General features: G+C 63.4%; 10 protein-coding genes. 3 read left to right on the top strand and 7 right to left on the bottom strand.

Going from position 1 to position 16,710, the window contains the following annotated elements; all coding sequences use genetic code 11:
* Positions 1–54 precede the first annotated feature (54 nt).
* On the bottom strand, positions 55–2,400 hold the full coding sequence (locus I2I05_RS06390; protein WP_196281385.1) for a glycine rich domain-containing protein: 2,346 nt from the start codon (positions 2,398–2,400) through the stop codon (positions 55–57).
* Positions 2,401–2,827: 427 nt separating this feature from the next.
* Entirely contained in the window at positions 2,828–4,759 is a 1,932-nt protein-coding gene (locus tag I2I05_RS06385) for a 7TM diverse intracellular signaling domain-containing protein (protein ID WP_196281384.1), read from the bottom strand.
* Positions 4,760–5,119: 360 nt separating this feature from the next.
* Between I2I05_RS06385 and I2I05_RS06380 the strand changes: the two genes are divergently transcribed.
* Together I2I05_RS06380 and I2I05_RS06375 are read left to right on the top strand one after the other, a co-directional pair.
* The gene (locus tag I2I05_RS06380) at positions 5,120–5,515 is read left to right on the top strand and encodes an NUDIX hydrolase (protein ID WP_196281383.1); all 396 of its coding nucleotides are present in this window, start codon (positions 5,120–5,122) and stop codon (positions 5,513–5,515) included.
* A 108-nt stretch (positions 5,516–5,623) separates the two neighbouring features.
* Positions 5,624–6,964, top strand: coding sequence for a PQQ-dependent sugar dehydrogenase (locus I2I05_RS06375; RefSeq protein ID WP_196281382.1), 1,341 nt, complete (start codon positions 5,624–5,626; stop codon positions 6,962–6,964).
* Positions 6,965–6,971: 7 nt separating this feature from the next.
* Here I2I05_RS06375 and I2I05_RS06370 read toward each other — a convergent pair whose 3' ends face one another.
* Together I2I05_RS06370 and I2I05_RS06365 are read right to left on the bottom strand one after the other, a co-directional pair.
* The gene (locus I2I05_RS06370) at positions 6,972–8,417 is read right to left on the bottom strand and encodes a hypothetical protein (protein ID WP_196281381.1); all 1,446 of its coding nucleotides are present in this window, start codon (positions 8,415–8,417) and stop codon (positions 6,972–6,974) included.
* Between the two features lie 44 nt (positions 8,418–8,461).
* On the bottom strand, positions 8,462–9,646 hold the full coding sequence (locus I2I05_RS06365) for a hypothetical protein (RefSeq protein ID WP_196281380.1): 1,185 nt from the start codon (positions 9,644–9,646) through the stop codon (positions 8,462–8,464).
* Positions 9,647–9,811: 165 nt separating this feature from the next.
* Between I2I05_RS06365 and I2I05_RS06360 the strand changes: the two genes are divergently transcribed.
* Positions 9,812–11,935: a prolyl oligopeptidase family serine peptidase gene (locus I2I05_RS06360; protein WP_196281379.1), complete on the top strand. Its 2,124-nt coding sequence runs from the start codon at positions 9,812–9,814 to the stop codon at positions 11,933–11,935.
* 242 nt (positions 11,936–12,177) lie between these two features.
* Here I2I05_RS06360 and I2I05_RS06355 read toward each other — a convergent pair whose 3' ends face one another.
* The 3 genes from I2I05_RS06355 to I2I05_RS06345 form a co-directional block, all read right to left on the bottom strand.
* A complete protein-coding gene (locus tag I2I05_RS06355) occupies positions 12,178–12,957 on the bottom strand; it encodes an oxygenase MpaB family protein (RefSeq protein WP_196281378.1) in 780 nt (259 codons plus the stop codon).
* A gap of 107 nt (positions 12,958–13,064) precedes the next feature.
* Positions 13,065–15,632, bottom strand: a complete 2,568-nt coding sequence (locus tag I2I05_RS06350) for an alpha-amylase family glycosyl hydrolase (RefSeq protein ID WP_196281377.1) — start codon at positions 15,630–15,632, stop codon at positions 13,065–13,067.
* A gap of 110 nt (positions 15,633–15,742) precedes the next feature.
* Positions 15,743–16,660, bottom strand: a complete 918-nt coding sequence (locus I2I05_RS06345) for a pirin family protein (protein ID WP_196281376.1) — start codon at positions 16,658–16,660, stop codon at positions 15,743–15,745.
* Positions 16,661–16,710 lie beyond the last annotated feature (50 nt).

Below are 16,710 nucleotides of genomic sequence, written 5' to 3'. Positions count from 1 at the left end.
CGGCGCGGGGCCGTGCGGTGGCCCTGCTGGCGCGGGGTTGCCAGGGCTGGCCGGCTACTGCGTTATGATGGCTGTGGCAAGTCGGTTCATGCTGAGCACCAACCAGTTGCTGCCGTCGCTTTGAATGGTCATCCGCTCGCCACGCCGCAGCGACGTGACCGTGGCGTCGGCCGTGTCGTCGGTGATGGTTTCGCTGTCGCGGCACACCACGAACACCCCGCCGTTGGAGGTGCGAGCATTAATCAGCACGTAGACGCGCCCGGCCCGGCCCACGGCGCTGGGTAGCGTGATGGCCGCCGCGTTCGAGACCCGCACGGTATGGTGCGCGTCGGTGACGGTGACGTTGGCCGCCGCGGTGGTGGATATCAAGTAGGGCACAGCCACGGCCCCGCCCACCGTGAGGGCACTGTTGGGGGCAGTAGTGCCAATGCCGACGTTGCCGGCATCGTCCACGGTCAGGCCACCGGTGCCGTTGTTGGAGAGCGGGTGGCCGTTGAGCTTTAGGGACTCGGTGGCGGTATGGTTGCCCAGGTTGTCGGCGGCCGCGGCGGTGGTTTGGGTGGTGCCATCCGGGAACCGGAAGCCGCCCGCGCTGCTGAAGATGGTGCCCACCACCTGGAGCTTTTCTTCCGGCTCGCTGGTGCCGATGCCCACGCTGGCTTGGTTGCCCAGCACCACGGTGTTGCTGCGGGTTACTTTCGTGTTGGCGCCCAGGGCCGTGGCATTTTCCAGGTCCATCCGGTTGTAGTCGGGGCCGCTGTTGGCGCCCAGGGCCGTCAGGTCGCTGCCGGTTTCGTTGAACAGGCCGCTGCCGTAACCCACAAACAGATTCTGGCGGCCGGTAGTGGACTGGGCGCCGGCGTTGTTGCCCAGGTATTGGTTGTTGTAGCCGGTGGTGTTGGCAAAACCGCTACGCACGCCGTCGAAGTGGTTGGCAAAACCCTCGGTGTTGGAGTAGCCGCTGTGGTAGCCGCTGAAGTGGTTGCCAGTGCCCGTGGTGTTGGAATAGCCGCTTTGGAAGCCCACAAACTGGTTGCCGACGCCGTCCGTGTTGGTATAGCCGCTCTGGTAGCCCACGAACAGGTTGGCCGTACCGGTCGCCAGGGCCTGCCCGCTCTGGTAGCCGATGAGCTGGTTGAGGAAGCCCGTGTTGGCCTCGGCATCCGGGGCCAGTCCCTGACCGGCCTGATAGCCCAGCAGCAGATTGTTGCCCAGGCCGTTCTGGCCCAGGTTCAGGCCGCCATCGGCCCGCACGCCCACGCCCACGCCATTTATGCTGGCGCCCGTGCCGATGAGGGCGTTATCCTGCAGGCCCAGGTCCTGGGTGGCGAGGTGGCTGCCCAAGTTGTCGCCGGGCACGTTCACGAAGTTGCGGCCATCGAGCACCGGGGCCGGCACCACCGGCGACGCGCTGATTTGCACCATACCATCGCCGGCCTGCTGCCCGGCCACAAACGCGAAGCCGACGTTGGCCGACGTAATCCACGAGCTGCCGCCGCCGCCGCCCTGCGAAGCGCTTGCGCCCGCAAAGCCGCCGTAGTAGCCGCCGCCACCACCGCCACCGTCGCTGCTGCTGGCCTCGCCCTGGCCCGGCGCGGAGCCGCCGGCCTGGGTGGCCCCGGCCCCGCCGCCATTGTCGCCCGCGCCGCCATTGGGGCCGCCGCCGGCGCCGCCGTTGCCGGCAGTGCCCGCCCCGTAGCCGCCGCCCCCACCACCGGCCGCCACCAGCAGGCGGTCGGTGAAGGCCGCGCCGCTGGCGCTGGTCCGAATGTCGGTGGCCCCGCCGCCGCCACCGCCGCCGGTCTGGCTGGCGCTGCTAAAGCTGCCCAAGCCGCCGCCGTTGTAGCCTGTGGCGCCGGGCGTGGCCGCCGAGCTGCCCCGGCCGCCCACATACACGTAAAGCACCTGGCCGGACGTCACGCTGAGCGAGGCCTTCACCCGCGCCCCGCGCCCGCCCGTGCCGCCGTCGGGCGTGGCCGCGCCGCCCTGGGCCCCGTAGGCGTTTAGGAACAGCGTCGTCACGCCGGGCGGCACCGTGTACACCTGTACCCCGCCGGTGTAGGTGAGAGTGGTAAAGACAGACCCCGTCGTTGCGTAAGTGGTGGAGGTCAGGCTTTCTTCCCAAGTCAAGCCGTTCCAGATGTTCAGCTTGTTGGTGCTGGTGTTGTAAACGGTGAGGCCCGCCGCAGGGCTGGCAATGGCGTCGCGCTGAGTTTGCGTCAGGCGGGGCGGCAGCAGGCCCTTGCTGGTGCTGCTCACATCGAGCACGGCTGAGGCATCGGGGACGGTGGTGCCAATGCCGACGGCGCCGGTGGGCGTGGTCTGGGCGTGGGCCAAGCGGGGCGCCGCAACCAGCAAGAGGAGGGCGGCCAGTAGGGCCAGGAAGTAGCGGTTTAGCATAAAGGTGTGGAGGAGAATACAGGAAAGGCAGTAGCAGCGAAAGCGCCTAGCACTGGCCGGCTGCTCATCCCAACTCATTAAAAAATGTTGCCCGCCACATGGCCTCCGCGCCGGAGCCGAGGGCCAACCTCTGGCTCCGGCGCGGCCGCCCAGCCCCCCGTGGAGCTGATGCCGAGTTAGTAGATGCGCGAGGGCAACGGCGATGAGTGGACGACACTTGCTACGTGCAGCAATAGTCCGGCTTAGCAGGACCAATTCCCTAAAACAGAGCGTAGACAAAGTGTGTACACCCTGTGCAACACCTTGTATGAAAGCGCGTTAATTTTCTGGCACACGGCCGCGCCCAGCGGCCTGATTCCGGGCTGGTCGGTCGGGAGTCAGGCCGCTGGGCGCGGCCCCACGGGCCAAACACGGGGTATTGGGGGCGCTAGGCTTCCGCCAGCTGCGCGTCGGCCTCCTCATCGGGCGGGGCCAAGCCGGGCTCGTTGTTGGCCGCGGCAATCTTTTTATAGAGCCTGGTTTTGGCCCGGCGCACGCTGGCCGGGTCGATGTTCAGGAGGGCGGCAATTTCCTTGGTCGAAAGATTGATGTGGAAATAGCTATACAGCCGCAGCTCGTTTTTGGTCAGGGCCGGGTACTTGGCTTGCAGCTCTTCGAAAAAGCGCGGGTGCACCTGCTCGAAGTGTAGCTTAAAACGGGTCCAGTCGTCGTCGAGGTACAGGTTGGTTTGCAGAATGGATTTGATGCCGGACAGCTCCTTTTGCTTGTGCGGATTCTGCGCGTTCATCTCCTCAATCTGCAGCTTGAGCTCGGCCAGCAGGGCGTTTTTCTGGGCCACATACAGGGTGGTGGAGGCCAGCTCGCGCTGGTTGGTTTCCAGCTTTTCCTGCAAGTCTTGGTTGGAGGATTGCTGCTGCTGGATGTCCACGCTCAGCTGTTGGGTTTCTAGCTCGCTGGCCTTCTGCCGCCGCTCCATTCTTCCGAAGGCCACCTGGATTTGTTGGTTTTCCCAGGCTATTTCCCGGTTCCGCAGCTCCTTCTGCCGGATATCGAGGGCCAGGTGATGGGCCTCCTGCTCTTTGGTCAGCAGGCTGCGTTGCAGGTTTTGGAGGCGAATGCTGATGGCGGCCGAAAAACACAGCGCGTGCGATACCACCGCCAGGTCGGGCAGCAATAAGCTGCCATCGTTGTTGAAGCCCAGTACTACGTGATGCACGGCCACGCTGATTATAAAAAGCAGCGGCAATACATTGGCTAGCAAGTAAATGCGGGCCAACGGCAGCCGGCGCAGGTAGGCTACCACGGTCGTGACCAGCAAGAGGCTCAGCACCCCCAGCACCAGAATGTTGTCGAGCAGCAGGGTGTAGTTGTTTAGGTGAAATCCGGTGGTATTGACCAGTCCCACCACCACGGTGAACGCCACGTAGCCCCCCAGCGCGTAGCGCAACCCGGCATCCAGCCGCGGCAGCCGGGCCCGTGTGGGCAGGTAGGCGCGGGTCATCTGCACGAAGCCCATGAGCAGCAGCACCACGCTCAGGTGCATCAGCACATTGTTCAGCGTGTAGGCGTAGGTGATGCCGGAGGGCAAAACAACCATGCTAAAGACCGGAGCCGGAAAAAGGACCCGAAAAAAGCCGCGGTATGCCGTGATATACAGCGCCGCGCCCACCTGAGTGCAGATATAATACAAGGTGGTGCGGTCCCGTGAGCGGGCGTAAACGTGCAGGTTGGTGAGTAGCAGCAGCAGCAGCACCGCCACCGACACCGCCCACGCTATACTGAAATAGCGCTCTGTTTCCTGCGCGGCCGATTCTTTTTCCAAATCCGCCCGCACGGAAATCGCCGGGGGCAGCGCCGCTTTCCGGCCCAGATTCACCAGCACGTAAAAAATAGCGGTGGAGCGGCCCTGCACCAGCAGCGGCAGCCGCCCTTTCATCCGTTTGGTGTCGGTGGCCACTGCTAGGCCGGCCCGCTGGCTAATCCAGGCCTGGGCATCTTCGTTGAAATAGAAAAGGGTGTTGTCGATGTTGGGCAACACCGTCAGCCGGGTGGCTTCGGCGTAGCGGCTCCGGTTAATGGCTTCTATTTTAAGCCAATATCGGTAGGCCCGCGCCGGAAAAAGCGAGTCGGATTGCGCAAATACCAGGGAGGTATCGGTCCGGATTCGTTCCCAGGAATAGTTATTGTCCGGCAACACGCCGATGCGCACCACTTCCGTGCCGACAGTGCTTACCCCGCCCGCCGCAGACTGCGCCGCAACGGGCCTCAACCCCGCCAGAAGGACGAAAAGGAGGACGCACAACGTCTTTTGCACAAAGGAGGCGTTGGTCGGCAACACCACCGGGAACCTACTATTCATGTATTATTAAATCATGTTTTATCTTATGCAAAACACTGGTAATTAAAAATTTGTCTAGTTAAGGACGAGTTCAGGGAAGAGATGAAACGGGCCAAGTTGTTCGCAAGCTGGTGCCGGTGCGCCGGGCATGCGTGCGCCCACGCTTTGGCCGCACAAAGTAAGCAAATCGGGCCGCAGGGGTGCCAGCGAGCGTAGGCGCAGCCCAATTTGGGCCGGCCAGCAGCGTTGCAGATGGCTGCCAAAACAAGGCGTCTTGACCCCGTTTCAACTTCCATTCCCGGCGCCGCCGACAGCTTCGTAAACCTGGAGCGTAGAAAACGCTTTCAAACGTGGGGCTCATGAATTTCGTTACCCTGCTGCATGATTGACAAAATTGCCTGGCTGCACCTGCACAACGGCCACCTGCTGAGCACCCGCAGCCGCGGCAAAGACCGGTACTACATCCCCGGCGGCAAGCGCGAGGCCGGCGAAACCGACCAGCAGACCCTGCTACGCGAAATCAACGAAGAACTGACTGTGGCCCTCGACCCGGCCAGCCTGGCATACGTCAGCACGTTTGAAGCCCCGGCCCATGGCCACCCCGCCGGCGTGCTGGTGCGCATGACCTGCTACCGCGCCCGCTACACGGGCACGCTGCAAGCCGCCGCCGAAATCGAAGAAGTGGTGTGGCTCACCTACCGCCACCGGCCCGAGGTATCGGCCGTGGACCAGCTGATTTTTGACTGGCTGCGCGAGCAAGGACTGCTAGCGGAGTAGGGGCCGGCAACTGCGGGCGGCAACCAATTTTTGAGGGGATAAGTACTACGGTAAGCCGCGGGCTTGCTCACTGGGCTTCGTGCATTGGCTTCGCTATTACTTCCCCGAATGACGCATAAAACTAATTTGCTGCTGGCCGGCCTTGGGCTCCTGGTCGCGTGTGGCGGCCCCAGCAAGCAGGAAAAGCAAGCGGCGGCGGCTACCACGCCGGCCCAAACCGTGACCACGCCCGCCGTCGATTCCCTGCGCTTGCCCGCGCCCTACACCACCAAGTCGGTGTCCAACCGCGTCAACATCGAGCCCTGGCCCGCCGGCAAAACGCCAACGGCCCCCGCGGGCTTCGTGGTGGCCGAATACGCCGCCGAGATGCAAAGCCCGCGCTGGATATACGTGACGCCGAATGGCGACGTGCTGGTGGCCGAGTCGAGCACCGTGCCCACCACCACGCCCAGGAAAGTAGTGGCCAAGCTGAATCTGGACAAATCCAAGTCGTTGCGGCCAAGCAGCGCCAATCGCATCACCCTTTTCCGGGATACGAATAAGGACGGCCGGCCCGATGTGCGCACCACCTTTGCCGCCGGCCTGAACCAGCCCTTCGGAATGTTGGTGCTGGGTAATTTTTTCTACGTGGCCAATACCGACGGTGTGCTGCGCTTTCCGTACCAGCCGGGCGCTACCAGAATCACGGGCGAAGGCCAGAAAATCCTCGGCCTGCCCGCCGGCGGTTACAACAACCACTGGACCCGCAACCTGCTGGCCAATGCCGACGGGTCGAAGATTTACGTGAGTGTGGGCTCGGGCAGCAACGTGCAGGAAAACGGACCCGAAAACGAAGTGCGCCGGGCCAACATCCTGCAAATTAATCCCGATGGCAGCGGGGAGAAAATCTACGCCGCCGGCCTGCGCAACCCCGTGGGCATGGACTGGGCCCCCGGCACCAACACCCTCTGGACGGCCGTGAACGAGCGCGACGAGCTCGGCGATGAGCTGGTGCCCGACTACCTGACCAGCGTACGCGAAGGCGGCTTTTACGGCTGGCCCTACGCCTATTTTGGCCAAAACGAAGACCCGCGCCGCAAGGGCGAGCGGCCGGATTTGGTGCAGAAAACCTTGGTGCCCGAAGTACCCCTGGGTGCGCACACGGCCTCGCTGGGGTTGGCTTTCTATGACCAAACGGCTTTCCCCGCCAAGTACCACAACGGCGCCTTCATCGGCCAGCACGGCTCCTGGAACCGCTCGGCTTTTTCGGGCTACAAAGTCGTGTTCGTGCCCTTTGCCAATGGCAAGCCCAGCGGTCCGCCCGAGGATTTTCTCACGGGCTTTCTGGCCGGCGGCGACTCGAAAAATGCCTACGGGCGCCCCGTGGGCGTCACCGTATTGCCCGACGGCTCCATGCTAGTGGCCGACGATGCCGCCGACCGCATCTGGCGCGTGAGCGTGGCCCGCTAGGCCCGGCTTATTGCTGATAATAAAGCTTGGGCGTTTTGGTGATGCCCCAATAGTGCAGCATCCAGCCGTTGAGCTCGGATTTTCGGTAGTCGGTGAGCGGCTGCCAGTCCATCATGGTGCAGGTGGCGGGCAGTTGCACAATGGGGGCGGGCGACTGCGCCAGCCGGGCAAACAAGTCCCGCTCGCAGGCATTGCCCTGGCTGCTTTTGTAGCGGTCGGTGAACGTGAAGATGCCCAAGCCCACGCCCACTAGCGCCGCGTAGCGCCACCGGGCCGGCTTTGGCAAGTGGGTGAGCAGGTAGTGAGCCGTCAGGCCAAAACAGCCGATAAGGACCAGGGTAACGGGCAAAATACTGTCGCGGCGCAGGATGTATTCGCGGTAGGCGCGGTAGCCGCCCAGCGGCAGCAGCAGCACGTACGCCAGCGCAAACAATGCCGCCCATTTCAGCGCCGTGCGCACCCGAGTACTGGCGGGCGTGCGGGGCTGGCGGCTGATGAGGTAGGCACTGGACAGCAGTAGGACCAGCAGCATCGGAAAGCCGAGCTTGCCCGTGAGCTGGTAGTACACGCCCAGCGGCAGCCGCCCGTAGCGCTGGGCTATGGGCAGCGTCGACCAGTCGTTTTCCAGGTTGTAGAGTCCGACATACATCGAATACAGACAAAATGCGCTGAACAGCCCAAACACCAGCAGCGGCCGCGGCAGCTGGCCCAATGCCTGGCGGGACCGGGTTAGTACCGAACCGTTGGCCGGGAGCAGGGAAAAGGCGCGGTACCAACTCAGCAGCAGCACGGCCGGGCAAACGACCAGCCCCGTGGACGAAGCCGCGGTGCCATGAAACGCCAGCACCACCGCTAGGCCCAGCAGCCCTACGTAGCTCAGCCACGACACCCGCAGCGGCTCGCCGTGCAGCGCCGCCCGCAGAAACGGCAGGAAGAACAGCAGCAGCAGGCTCATGGATAAGGCGTAAAACCCGGTGTAGGTAATCGACGCGTCAACTACCCCCATCTGGCTGTTGAAGCCGGCCGTTTGAAACAGCGGTGCCACCAGTGCGGCCGCGAGCAGAAACCCCGGGCTCAGCACATTGCGCTGGTTGCTGATGGCTACCGCCAGCACGTACACCAGCAGGCCGTGCACGGCCAGCTTCAGCAGCGCGCAGGCTGCGTACAGGCTATTGAGTGGGCTCAGCACCGGGTGCAGCCACAGCGGCACGTGCCGGAAGTAGGCGAAGAGAAAGTAATGGGCAAAGAAGCGGTTGGGCGCCGGGTACCGCTCCTGGCGCAGCAGCGGCCCCAGCCCAAACGGGTCGTGCAGCACTGGCGTATAGGGCTCGCTGGGCCACACCACGGGCGCCAGGTCACCGTCGAGCGGAAACTGCAGGTAGTGCCAGAACGAGTACCCGAAATCAAATAAGAGGAACAGCAGCAGCAGGTAATGCCAGTTTCGTTGCAGCACGCGGCAGGAGGGATTAAGAGGAAGCAGGTAGCGCCGGTGGCAGCTTAATAGCTGGGCTTGCTGACGCGCTGGCGCAGGTTGCCGCTCACGGTGTCAATATAAAAAGCAGCCCGGGTGCCCGTTTCGATAGCAAAGTGAATGCGTACTTCTGTGGGGCGGAGCGGCGCGCGAAAAATGGGTATTTGACTCAACTTTAGAATGCGCGCCGGAACGGGCTTCTCCGCCGAGATGATTCCCACTTTGCCATTGGCTTCGTCGAAGAGGTAGTGGCTGCGGGTTTGCCCTACGTACTTGGAGAGCATGCGGGAGCCGAGGCCGCCGTCTATGCTTTCCAGGTTGAAGGCTGCCAGGCGGCGCCCGTTCAAGTTCATCAATTCGGCATTGGGTCCCTTTAGTGGAAGGTGTTCGCCTTTGTTGTCGTACCCGCCCGTGTAAGCCACCAGCACCGTTTGGTCGTTCACCAGCAAGGTGCCCGCTACCTCACGGCCGGGTATGTTATCGATTTCGGTGCTCCGGCCGTTGGATTGCAGAATTTCGGTGCTGGTAAGCAGCGTGCGACCATTCGGGGAAAGCGCTGTTTCCGAGTTGCAACCCGACATCCAACGCGCCAGCTCCTTGTGGATGACGCGCCCGGTAGTGGCGTCCAGGAGCAGGAGTAACTCGCCGCCGGCATCGCTGTCCGGGGGGTAAAAGCTCAACTCGAATGCCAGGGCGTTGAAGGCCGGCAAGTAGCCCGAAAACACCGGAGGCATCGCCGCCGCTTCCACTGCCATGTCCTTCCCAACGGCTGCCCCAAAGGCTGATTTTAGGAGCTTTTGCACGAACTGGGGTTTGCCATCGGGCCGCAACAGCCGGAAGGTGTAGGTGCCTTCAAAGCCGGTAACGACGTTGCTTTGGGTGGAATCATCGGTTGAGCCGTCCACGTAAGCGGTGGGCGGCAAGGCGTAGCGTAGCGGGCGGGTGCTGTCGGTCTGGGCCGTGGTTTGGAGGCGAAACACGGTGCCGTTGATGCGTACCTGCGGGGCCACCTTCACCGAATCGAAAAAGCCGGGGAGCGTGGTGTACGGAGCAGCCGTATCGGCAAAGGCCAGCGGGCGCGGCGGGGCGATGGCGGCGGGCGCGGGCGGCGCCGGCGTTGTCTGGGGCGGGGCGGCTTCCTGCTGCGAGGTAGATTTCTGGTCGCAGCCGGCCAGGCAGAGCAACACGGACAGGAAGAAAAACGGACGCATGGGTTTCGGAAGGGTCACTTTGGGTAGCCAAAGTAACGGCCGGTTTGCGTTAGCGGCGCGGCGCGCCACGGCGGCTGCCTGGCCGGTCCGGCCTCGGGCGCGGGGGATGGCGCACCTGTGGCGGCTACCGCTTAATTTGCCTTAAATTCTCACCAACCTCACTCTATGAGAAGCTTCTATGCCTCGTGTGCCGCTGTGTTGCTAAGCGCCCCGGCCTTCGCCCAGGCGCCCATCAAGATGCTGCCCTACCCGCAGACCAAAAAGGTGGACACCGTGACCACCTATTTCGGCACCAAGGTGGCCGACCCCTACCGCTGGCTCGAAAACGACCAGGCCCCCGACACCAAAAGCTGGGTGCAGGAGGAAAACAAGGTGACGCAGGGCTACTTGGCCCAGATTCCGTACCGCGACGCCATCCGCAAGCGCCTCGAAACGCTGTGGAATTACGAGAAGTACGGCGCGCCCTACAAGGAAGGCAAGTACACCTACTTCACCAAAAACACCGGCCTGCAAAGCCAGTCGGTGCTGTACCGGCAGCTGGGCGCGGGCGCCCCGGAGGTGTTCCTCGACCCCAATACCTTTTCGAAGGACGGCACGACTTCCCTGGCCGGCATCAACTTCAGCAAAGACGGCAGCCTCGCCGCCTACCAGATTTCGGAAGGCGGCTCCGACTGGCGCAAGGTGATTGTGCTGAAGGCGGCGGACAAGTCCATTGTGGGCGATACGCTCAAGGACGTGAAGTTCTCGGGCACCGCCTGGCGCGGCAACGACGGCTTTTACTACAGCTCCTACGACAAGCCCACCGCGGGCAGCCAGCTAGCCGGCAAAACCCAAATCCACAAGCTGTTTTACCACAAGCTGGGCACCAAGCAGAGCACCGACAAGCTGGTGTTCGGCGGCGAGAAAACGCCGCGCCGCTACATCGGCGCTTACCTGACGGAGGACGAGCGGTTCCTGGTTATTTCGGGCGCAAACACCACCAGCGGCAACGAACTCTACATTCAGGACCTCAGCAAGCCCGGCAGCGCCATCGTGCAAGTGGTCGACAATGAGAAAAGCGAAGTGGGAATTCTCGACAACGTGGGCAGCAAGCTCTACATCGAAACCAACTACAACGCCCCCAACAAGCGCGTGGTGACCGTGGACGCCGCCAACCCCAAGCCCGCCAACTGGAAAGACCTGATTCCGGAAACCAAAAACGTGCTGAACGCTACCACCGGCGGCGGCAAAATCTTCGCCGACTACCTCAAGGACGCCACTTCCCTCATCGAGCAATACGACATGAGCGGCAAGAAGGAGCGGAGCATCGCCCTGCCCTCGGTGGGCTCGGCCGGTGGCTTCGGCACCAAGCGCGGCGAGAAGGAAACCTACTACACCTTCACGTCCTACATCTACCCGCCCACCATTTTTAAGTACGACATCGCCACCGGCAAATCGACGGTGTACAAGAAGGCCGGCGTGCAGTTCGACCCCAGCAAGTACGAGTCGAAGCAGGTGTTTTATAATTCGAAGGACGGCACGCGCATTCCGATGATTATCACCCACAAGAAGGGCCTCGTGCTAAACGGCAAGAACCCCACCCTGATGTACGCCTACGGCGGCTTCAACTCCAGCGTGACGCCCGGCTTCAGCACCTCCAACATTGTGCTGCTCGAAAACGGCGGCATCTACGCCGTGCCCAACCTGCGCGGCGGCGGCGAGTACGGCGAAAAGTGGCACGTAGCCGGAACCAAGCTGCAGAAGCAGAACGTGTTCGACGACTTCATTGCCGCCGGCGAGTACCTCAAGGCCAACAAGTACACCGACACCGAGCACCTCGCCATTTCGGGCGGCTCGAACGGCGGCCTGCTGGTGGGCGCCACCATGGCCCAGCGCCCCGACCTGGCCAAAGTGGCCTTCCCCGCCGTGGGCGTAATGGACATGCTGCGCTACAACCAGTTCACGGCCGGCGCGGGCTGGGCCTACGACTACGGCACCGCCCAGGACTCCAAGGAGATGTTCGAGTACCTCTACAAGTACTCGCCCTACCACGCCCTGAAGCCCGCCAGCTACCCCGCCACCATGGTCACCACCGCCGACCACGACGACCGGGTGGTGCCCGCCCACTCCTTCAAGTTTGCCTCCAAGCTGCAGGAGTCGCAGAAGGGCGACGCGCCCGTGCTCATCCGCATTGAGACCAAAGCCGGCCACGGCGCCGGTCGTTCCACCGCGCAGGTCATCAGCGAGCAGACCGATAAATGGTCCTTCATGTTCCAGAACATGAACGTGACGCCGTACCAGAACAACTAATCCGTAGCGGAATCAAAGCAAAAAAGCCGGCGGCTCCCTTGGGGCCGCCGGCTTTTTTTATTGTGAATGAAAAGGCCATTAGAACCTTTACACAAGAACCGTCATGCAGAGCGCAGCGAAGCATCTCGCTCGTTTAACTAATTTATATGTTTTTATAGGTTTGATTTTAGTGGCGGCACGCGAGATGCTTCGCTGCGCTCTGCATGACGGACTTGGCTGTTAGAGGATTTATAAAATTGAACTTAATACGCTAGCGCACTGGTAGGTTCGTCATCCAAGGCCTGAATTTGGGCGCGGTGAGCAGCAGGTAACATTGAGGCCTTCATCCAGCGCCCCAGCGCCAATTGCTGGGTGCGGCGATACACCGGCACCACGGGCCGCACCCAGGAAGTGGTGCCCAGCTGCAGGAGGTCGCGCACGGTGGCGGGCACCACCAGGCGTTGGCCGTGGCGCAGCAGCCAGTAGCGAAACGGCCCCAAGTGCTTGCGGTACTGCTGATATAAATCGGCCGTGAAACGGCTGTACTCCAGGTCGGTGGCCAAGTGTTGCTGGCGCACGGGCAGCCATTCGGTATAAGTGGCGGGCAGGCCAACAATGCCCATGCGCCGCCCCACGCGGGCAAACACGTCGAAAATTTCTTCCTTTTCGACGGTAGTTAACGGCCGCTCCAGGACCTCAAAGGCGCGGATGGAATAGTCGATGAGCAGAAACAGGACGTCGCGGTAGGCCCAGTCCGGAATGGCCATGCCGCGCTTGGCTTCCACGGCACCATGAATGGCGGCAATAGTGTCGATGGCCCGCTCGGCATCGGCCTGCGTGGAATACAGGATTTTGCGGGAGTACTCCACCGTCGAAAACAGCCGGGCCAGCGGGTCGGCGGGCAGGCGGCCGGTGAAATAGAGCCAATCCACGGCCTTGTTGAGGGCGAACTCGGCCGCCGCGCCTGCAAAAATGAACAGCACGGTGTCGGCCTTGCCCCAAATGGTGCGCACAATGGAGTGCTTCGCAACAAAATAAGCCATACCAGAAAAACGAAACTCGTCGCCTCTTAAACTAACTGTCTAACGCCAGCTGGCTGTGCTTAGTGCGACCATGCCCCACCGGGCCGGCCACACCGGGCCTGGCCGGGCTAGCGCACCACCACCAGCCGCTGCACCGAAACCGCGCGGCCCGATTCTACTTTCACGAAGTAGGTGCCGGCTGCCCAGCCGTCGGTATTCAGGGCATGGCTGCGGCCCGCTACGGGGTAGGTGCCCAGCGTGCGGCCCTGCAAGTCGTACACCGTGAGGCGGCTGTGGGCCGCGGCCGACGCCGGCAGCGCAATGGTTACCAGCGACGAAGTTGGGTTGGGGTAGAGTTGCACCGCAAACGCAGCCTTTGCACCGGCTGTAGCCGTGGGCTGTGCCAGCGCGAGGCGCAACATCCACGTTTCGCGCGCGCCCAGCGCGGGCAGCGCCGCCGTCCAATTGCTGAAACCGCCCTGCGCATTCACGGTAACCGAGCCGGCCGTCTGGCCCGAGTACAGGTCGGTGGCCTGATAGGTGCCCGCCGGCAGCGACGACACCGCCAGCGACACCGCCGCCGTGCCCGCTGCCACATTGCCAAAGTTGGACACCACCACCACTGCCTCCTGCTCATACACCCGGGCGTAGCTCAGCAGGTCGCCGCTGCTGGCCGCGAGGGGCAGCAGGTAGCCTTTGCGTAGCGCCTCGTGCGCGGTGCGTAGGCCAATCAGCTTTTTGTAATGGTTCAGCAGCGAGGCGGGGTCGGCCTGCTGGGTGGCTACGTTGAACTGCGCGTAGTTGGAGTTGACACCCCGCCACGGCGAGCCGGTGGTGAAGCCCGCGTTGGTACCGGCCGTCCACTGCATGGGCTTGCGCTTTTCCTCGTCCACGCCCGTGCCCAGCATGCCCACTTCCTCGCCGTAATACAGGAAGGGCACGCCCGGCATGGTCAGGTACAGGGCCGCCGCCTGCTTCATCAGGGCTTGGTTGCCGCCCAAAGCTCCCATTACCCGGTTTTGGTCGTGGTTGGTGAGGAAGGTAGCGTACTGCAGTTTGGGATATGTGGCGTCAACCACATTGAGTTGGTTGCGCAGGCTGGCCGGGTTGCCAGAGTTGATGCCGTTGATGATGGCCGAGGCCAAATCGAACTCAAAGCACACGTCCAGCCGGTCGTTCACCACGTAGGGCAGCACCCGGGGCGTGGTCGACCACGCCTCGCCCACGGTAAAGGCATTGGGGTTAACGCGCTTCACGGTGTCGTTGAATTCCTCCAGGATGCCAAGGGTTTCCGGCGTGTCTTCCAGGGTGCTGCCGTTTTCAACGAGGTACTTCACGGCGTCGATGCGGTAGCCGTCCACGCCCTTGGCCAGCCAGAAGCGGGAGGCGTCCCACATGGCGGCTTTCAACTGCGGGTTGCGCCAGTTCAAATCGGGCATTCCGCCCCAGAACACGCCGTAGTAATAGCTGCCGTTGCGCGGGTGCCACACGGTGCCGCCGCCCGGCCCGGTGCCCGGCACGGAGGGGCCCCAGCGGTACCAGTCGCGGTAGGAACTGGCGGGGCTGCTGGCCGACTGCGTAAACCACGGGTGCTCGCTGGAGCTGTGGTTCAGCACTAGGTCGATAATCACCCGGATGCCCCGGGCGTGCGCGGCGGCCAGAAAAGCCTCAAACTCGGCCATGGTGCCGTAATCAGGCTCGGTGGCCTTGTAGTTGGTCACGTCGTAGCCGTGGTAGCTCGGCGATTCCATCATGGGCATCAGCCAGAGCCCGGTCACGCCCAGGTCGGTGGTAGTGGCGGCGTTGCCGTCGTTCAGGTAATCCAGCTTGCTGGTCAGGCCCGCAAAGTCGCCCTTGCCGTCGCCGTTGCTGTCATAGAAGCTGCGCACGAACACCTCGTAAAATACGGCATCGTTCCACCAGTAGGTGCTGTAGCTGGTGGGCGACGTGCCGCAGTTCTGGCAAGTGCCAAAGCAGGTAGCTGCTGGCGTGTTCACATCGGCCGTGGCATCGAGCACGCGGAGTCGGGTGCCGGTGCCGTCGTCGGTGCCGCAGGCAGCGGGCACGGATTCGGCCTCGGCGAGCGTGTTGCCGTTCACAAACCGGTAGAAGAAGCGGCCGGGCGCGGGCAGGGCCAGCTGCACCTCGTAGGTGCCGTCGCCGTTGTCGTCGCGCAGCGCCACGGTGGTCGGGTCATTGTTGGCGCCGTAGCCGGCCAGGGCCTGGAAGTTGCCCACCACGTGCACGCCCGCCCGGCTCACGGTTTGGCCCTGCATGTTCACGGCCAGCCGCACCTGCGTGTTGCAGCCGCCGAAGCCCACGCTGGGCAGGCGCAGGGCCGCGGCGCCCAGGGTTACCTGGCGGTTCACGTTGCCGCCGCCATCGTTCACCCCGCAGGCGGCTGCGGGAAGCTCGGCGCCGGCCCAGGTATTTCCGTTCACGAACTTGTAGAGGTACACGCCCCCCGCGGGCACGTTCACCGTCACTTCAAAAATGCGGTCGCCGTCGGCATCGGTGAGGGCCGTGGTGGCCGGGTCCCAGTCGCCGGCAAAGCCCGCGGCGGCTTGAAAATTGCCAGCTACGTGTACGCCAGTGGCCGCTACGGTTTGGCCGGTCATGTTCACCCGGAAGGTGAGGGGCACGGCCTGCCCGGCCAGGGCCAGGGTCAGGAATACAAGCAGGAAGAAGTGTTTCATAAAGAAGGGGCGGAGGGTCGGACGCAGTACTTTGCATAAAGGTACCCCGGCCGGGCCCTATGTACACCGCCCAGCCCCACCCAAAGTGCCCCCGCAACTCCCGTGGCGCCTTACGAGAGGGCCTGCGGCGCGGGCGACGACCCGGCCGGCCGCGTCTTGTCGGCGGGCAGGGGCACAAACTCGGCGTTGTCGTTCGGCGGCAGGGCAATGCGGCCGGCCTGCCAGTCGGCCTTGGCCTGGTCGATGCGCTCGCGGCGCGACGATACGAAATTCCACCAGATGAATCGTTCGCCCAGCGGCTCGCCGCCCAGCAGCATCAGCGTGCTGGGTTCCAAGGCCACCAGCACCGGGTCGAGGCCGGCCGTGAACACCAGCAGCTGGCCCGGCGTGTAGGCGCGGCCGTTCACTTCCACGCGGCCCTTGGCTACGTAGGCGCCGCGCTCGGGATAGCCGCGGGGCAGGCCGAAGCGGGCACCCGTTTGCAGCACCACGTGCAGGTAAAACAGCGGCGAGTGCGTTTTGACGTCGTTTTTTAAGCCAAAAGCATCGCCGGCAATCAGCCGCATCCACACGCCGTTGTCGATGAAGATGGGCAACGCCTGGGGCTGATAGTTGGCGAATGCAGGGACCGTTTCCTCGTCCTTCTCGGGCAGCGCCACCCAGGTCTGAAGCATTTCCAGGGCGCCGCCGCTGAGCGTGGCCGGGTCTTCAAACCGCTCGGAGTGGGCAATGCCGGAGCCAGCCGTCATCCAGTTCACCTCGCCGGGCCGGATGATTTGCTCCACGCCCAGGCTGTCGCGGTGCGTTACCTGTCCGCCAAACAGGTAGCTCACAGTGCTGAGGCCGATGTGCGGGTGGGGCAGCACGTCGAGGGTGTGCAATTGGGCCGGGGCCACGCTCACGGGCCCGGCGTGGTCCATGAAAATGAAGGGCCCCAGCATGCGCCGCAACCGGTAGGGCAGAATGCGCTTCACTTCAAACCCCGGGCTGAGGGCGGCCGGGCGAGCGTCAATAACGAGGTCTAGCATAGCAAAGCAGGGAAAGGACAGGAGTAGAGCCGCTGTCCTGGCATCAAGTT

Origin of the sequence: Hymenobacter jeongseonensis, from assembly GCF_015694725.1 — a bacterium.
Classification (GTDB): Bacteria; Bacteroidota; Bacteroidia; order Cytophagales; family Hymenobacteraceae; genus Hymenobacter; species Hymenobacter jeongseonensis.
The sequence above is the reverse complement of the archived record's forward strand: the minus strand, read 5'-3'. Positions and strand labels throughout refer to the sequence as shown.

What these genes read in the sequence shown, in the direction of transcription:
- I2I05_RS06390 (WP_196281385.1), bottom strand. Translation starts at nt 2,400, where the DNA reads ATGCTAAACCGCTACTTCCTGGCCCTACTGGCCGCCCTCCTCTTGCTG.
- I2I05_RS06385 (WP_196281384.1), bottom strand. Translation starts at nt 4,759, where the DNA reads ATGAATAGTAGGTTCCCGGTGGTGTTGCCGACCAACGCCTCCTTTGTG.
- I2I05_RS06380 (WP_196281383.1), top strand. Translation starts at nt 5,120, where the DNA reads ATGATTGACAAAATTGCCTGGCTGCACCTGCACAACGGCCACCTGCTG.
- I2I05_RS06375 (WP_196281382.1), top strand. Translation starts at nt 5,624, where the DNA reads ATGACGCATAAAACTAATTTGCTGCTGGCCGGCCTTGGGCTCCTGGTC.
- I2I05_RS06365 (WP_196281380.1), bottom strand. Translation starts at nt 9,646, where the DNA reads ATGCGTCCGTTTTTCTTCCTGTCCGTGTTGCTCTGCCTGGCCGGCTGC.
- I2I05_RS06360 (WP_196281379.1), top strand. Translation starts at nt 9,812, where the DNA reads ATGAGAAGCTTCTATGCCTCGTGTGCCGCTGTGTTGCTAAGCGCCCCG.
- I2I05_RS06355 (WP_196281378.1), bottom strand. Translation starts at nt 12,957, where the DNA reads ATGGCTTATTTTGTTGCGAAGCACTCCATTGTGCGCACCATTTGGGGC.
- I2I05_RS06350 (WP_196281377.1), bottom strand. Translation starts at nt 15,632, where the DNA reads ATGAAACACTTCTTCCTGCTTGTATTCCTGACCCTGGCCCTGGCCGGG.
- I2I05_RS06345 (WP_196281376.1), bottom strand. Translation starts at nt 16,660, where the DNA reads ATGCTAGACCTCGTTATTGACGCTCGCCCGGCCGCCCTCAGCCCGGGG.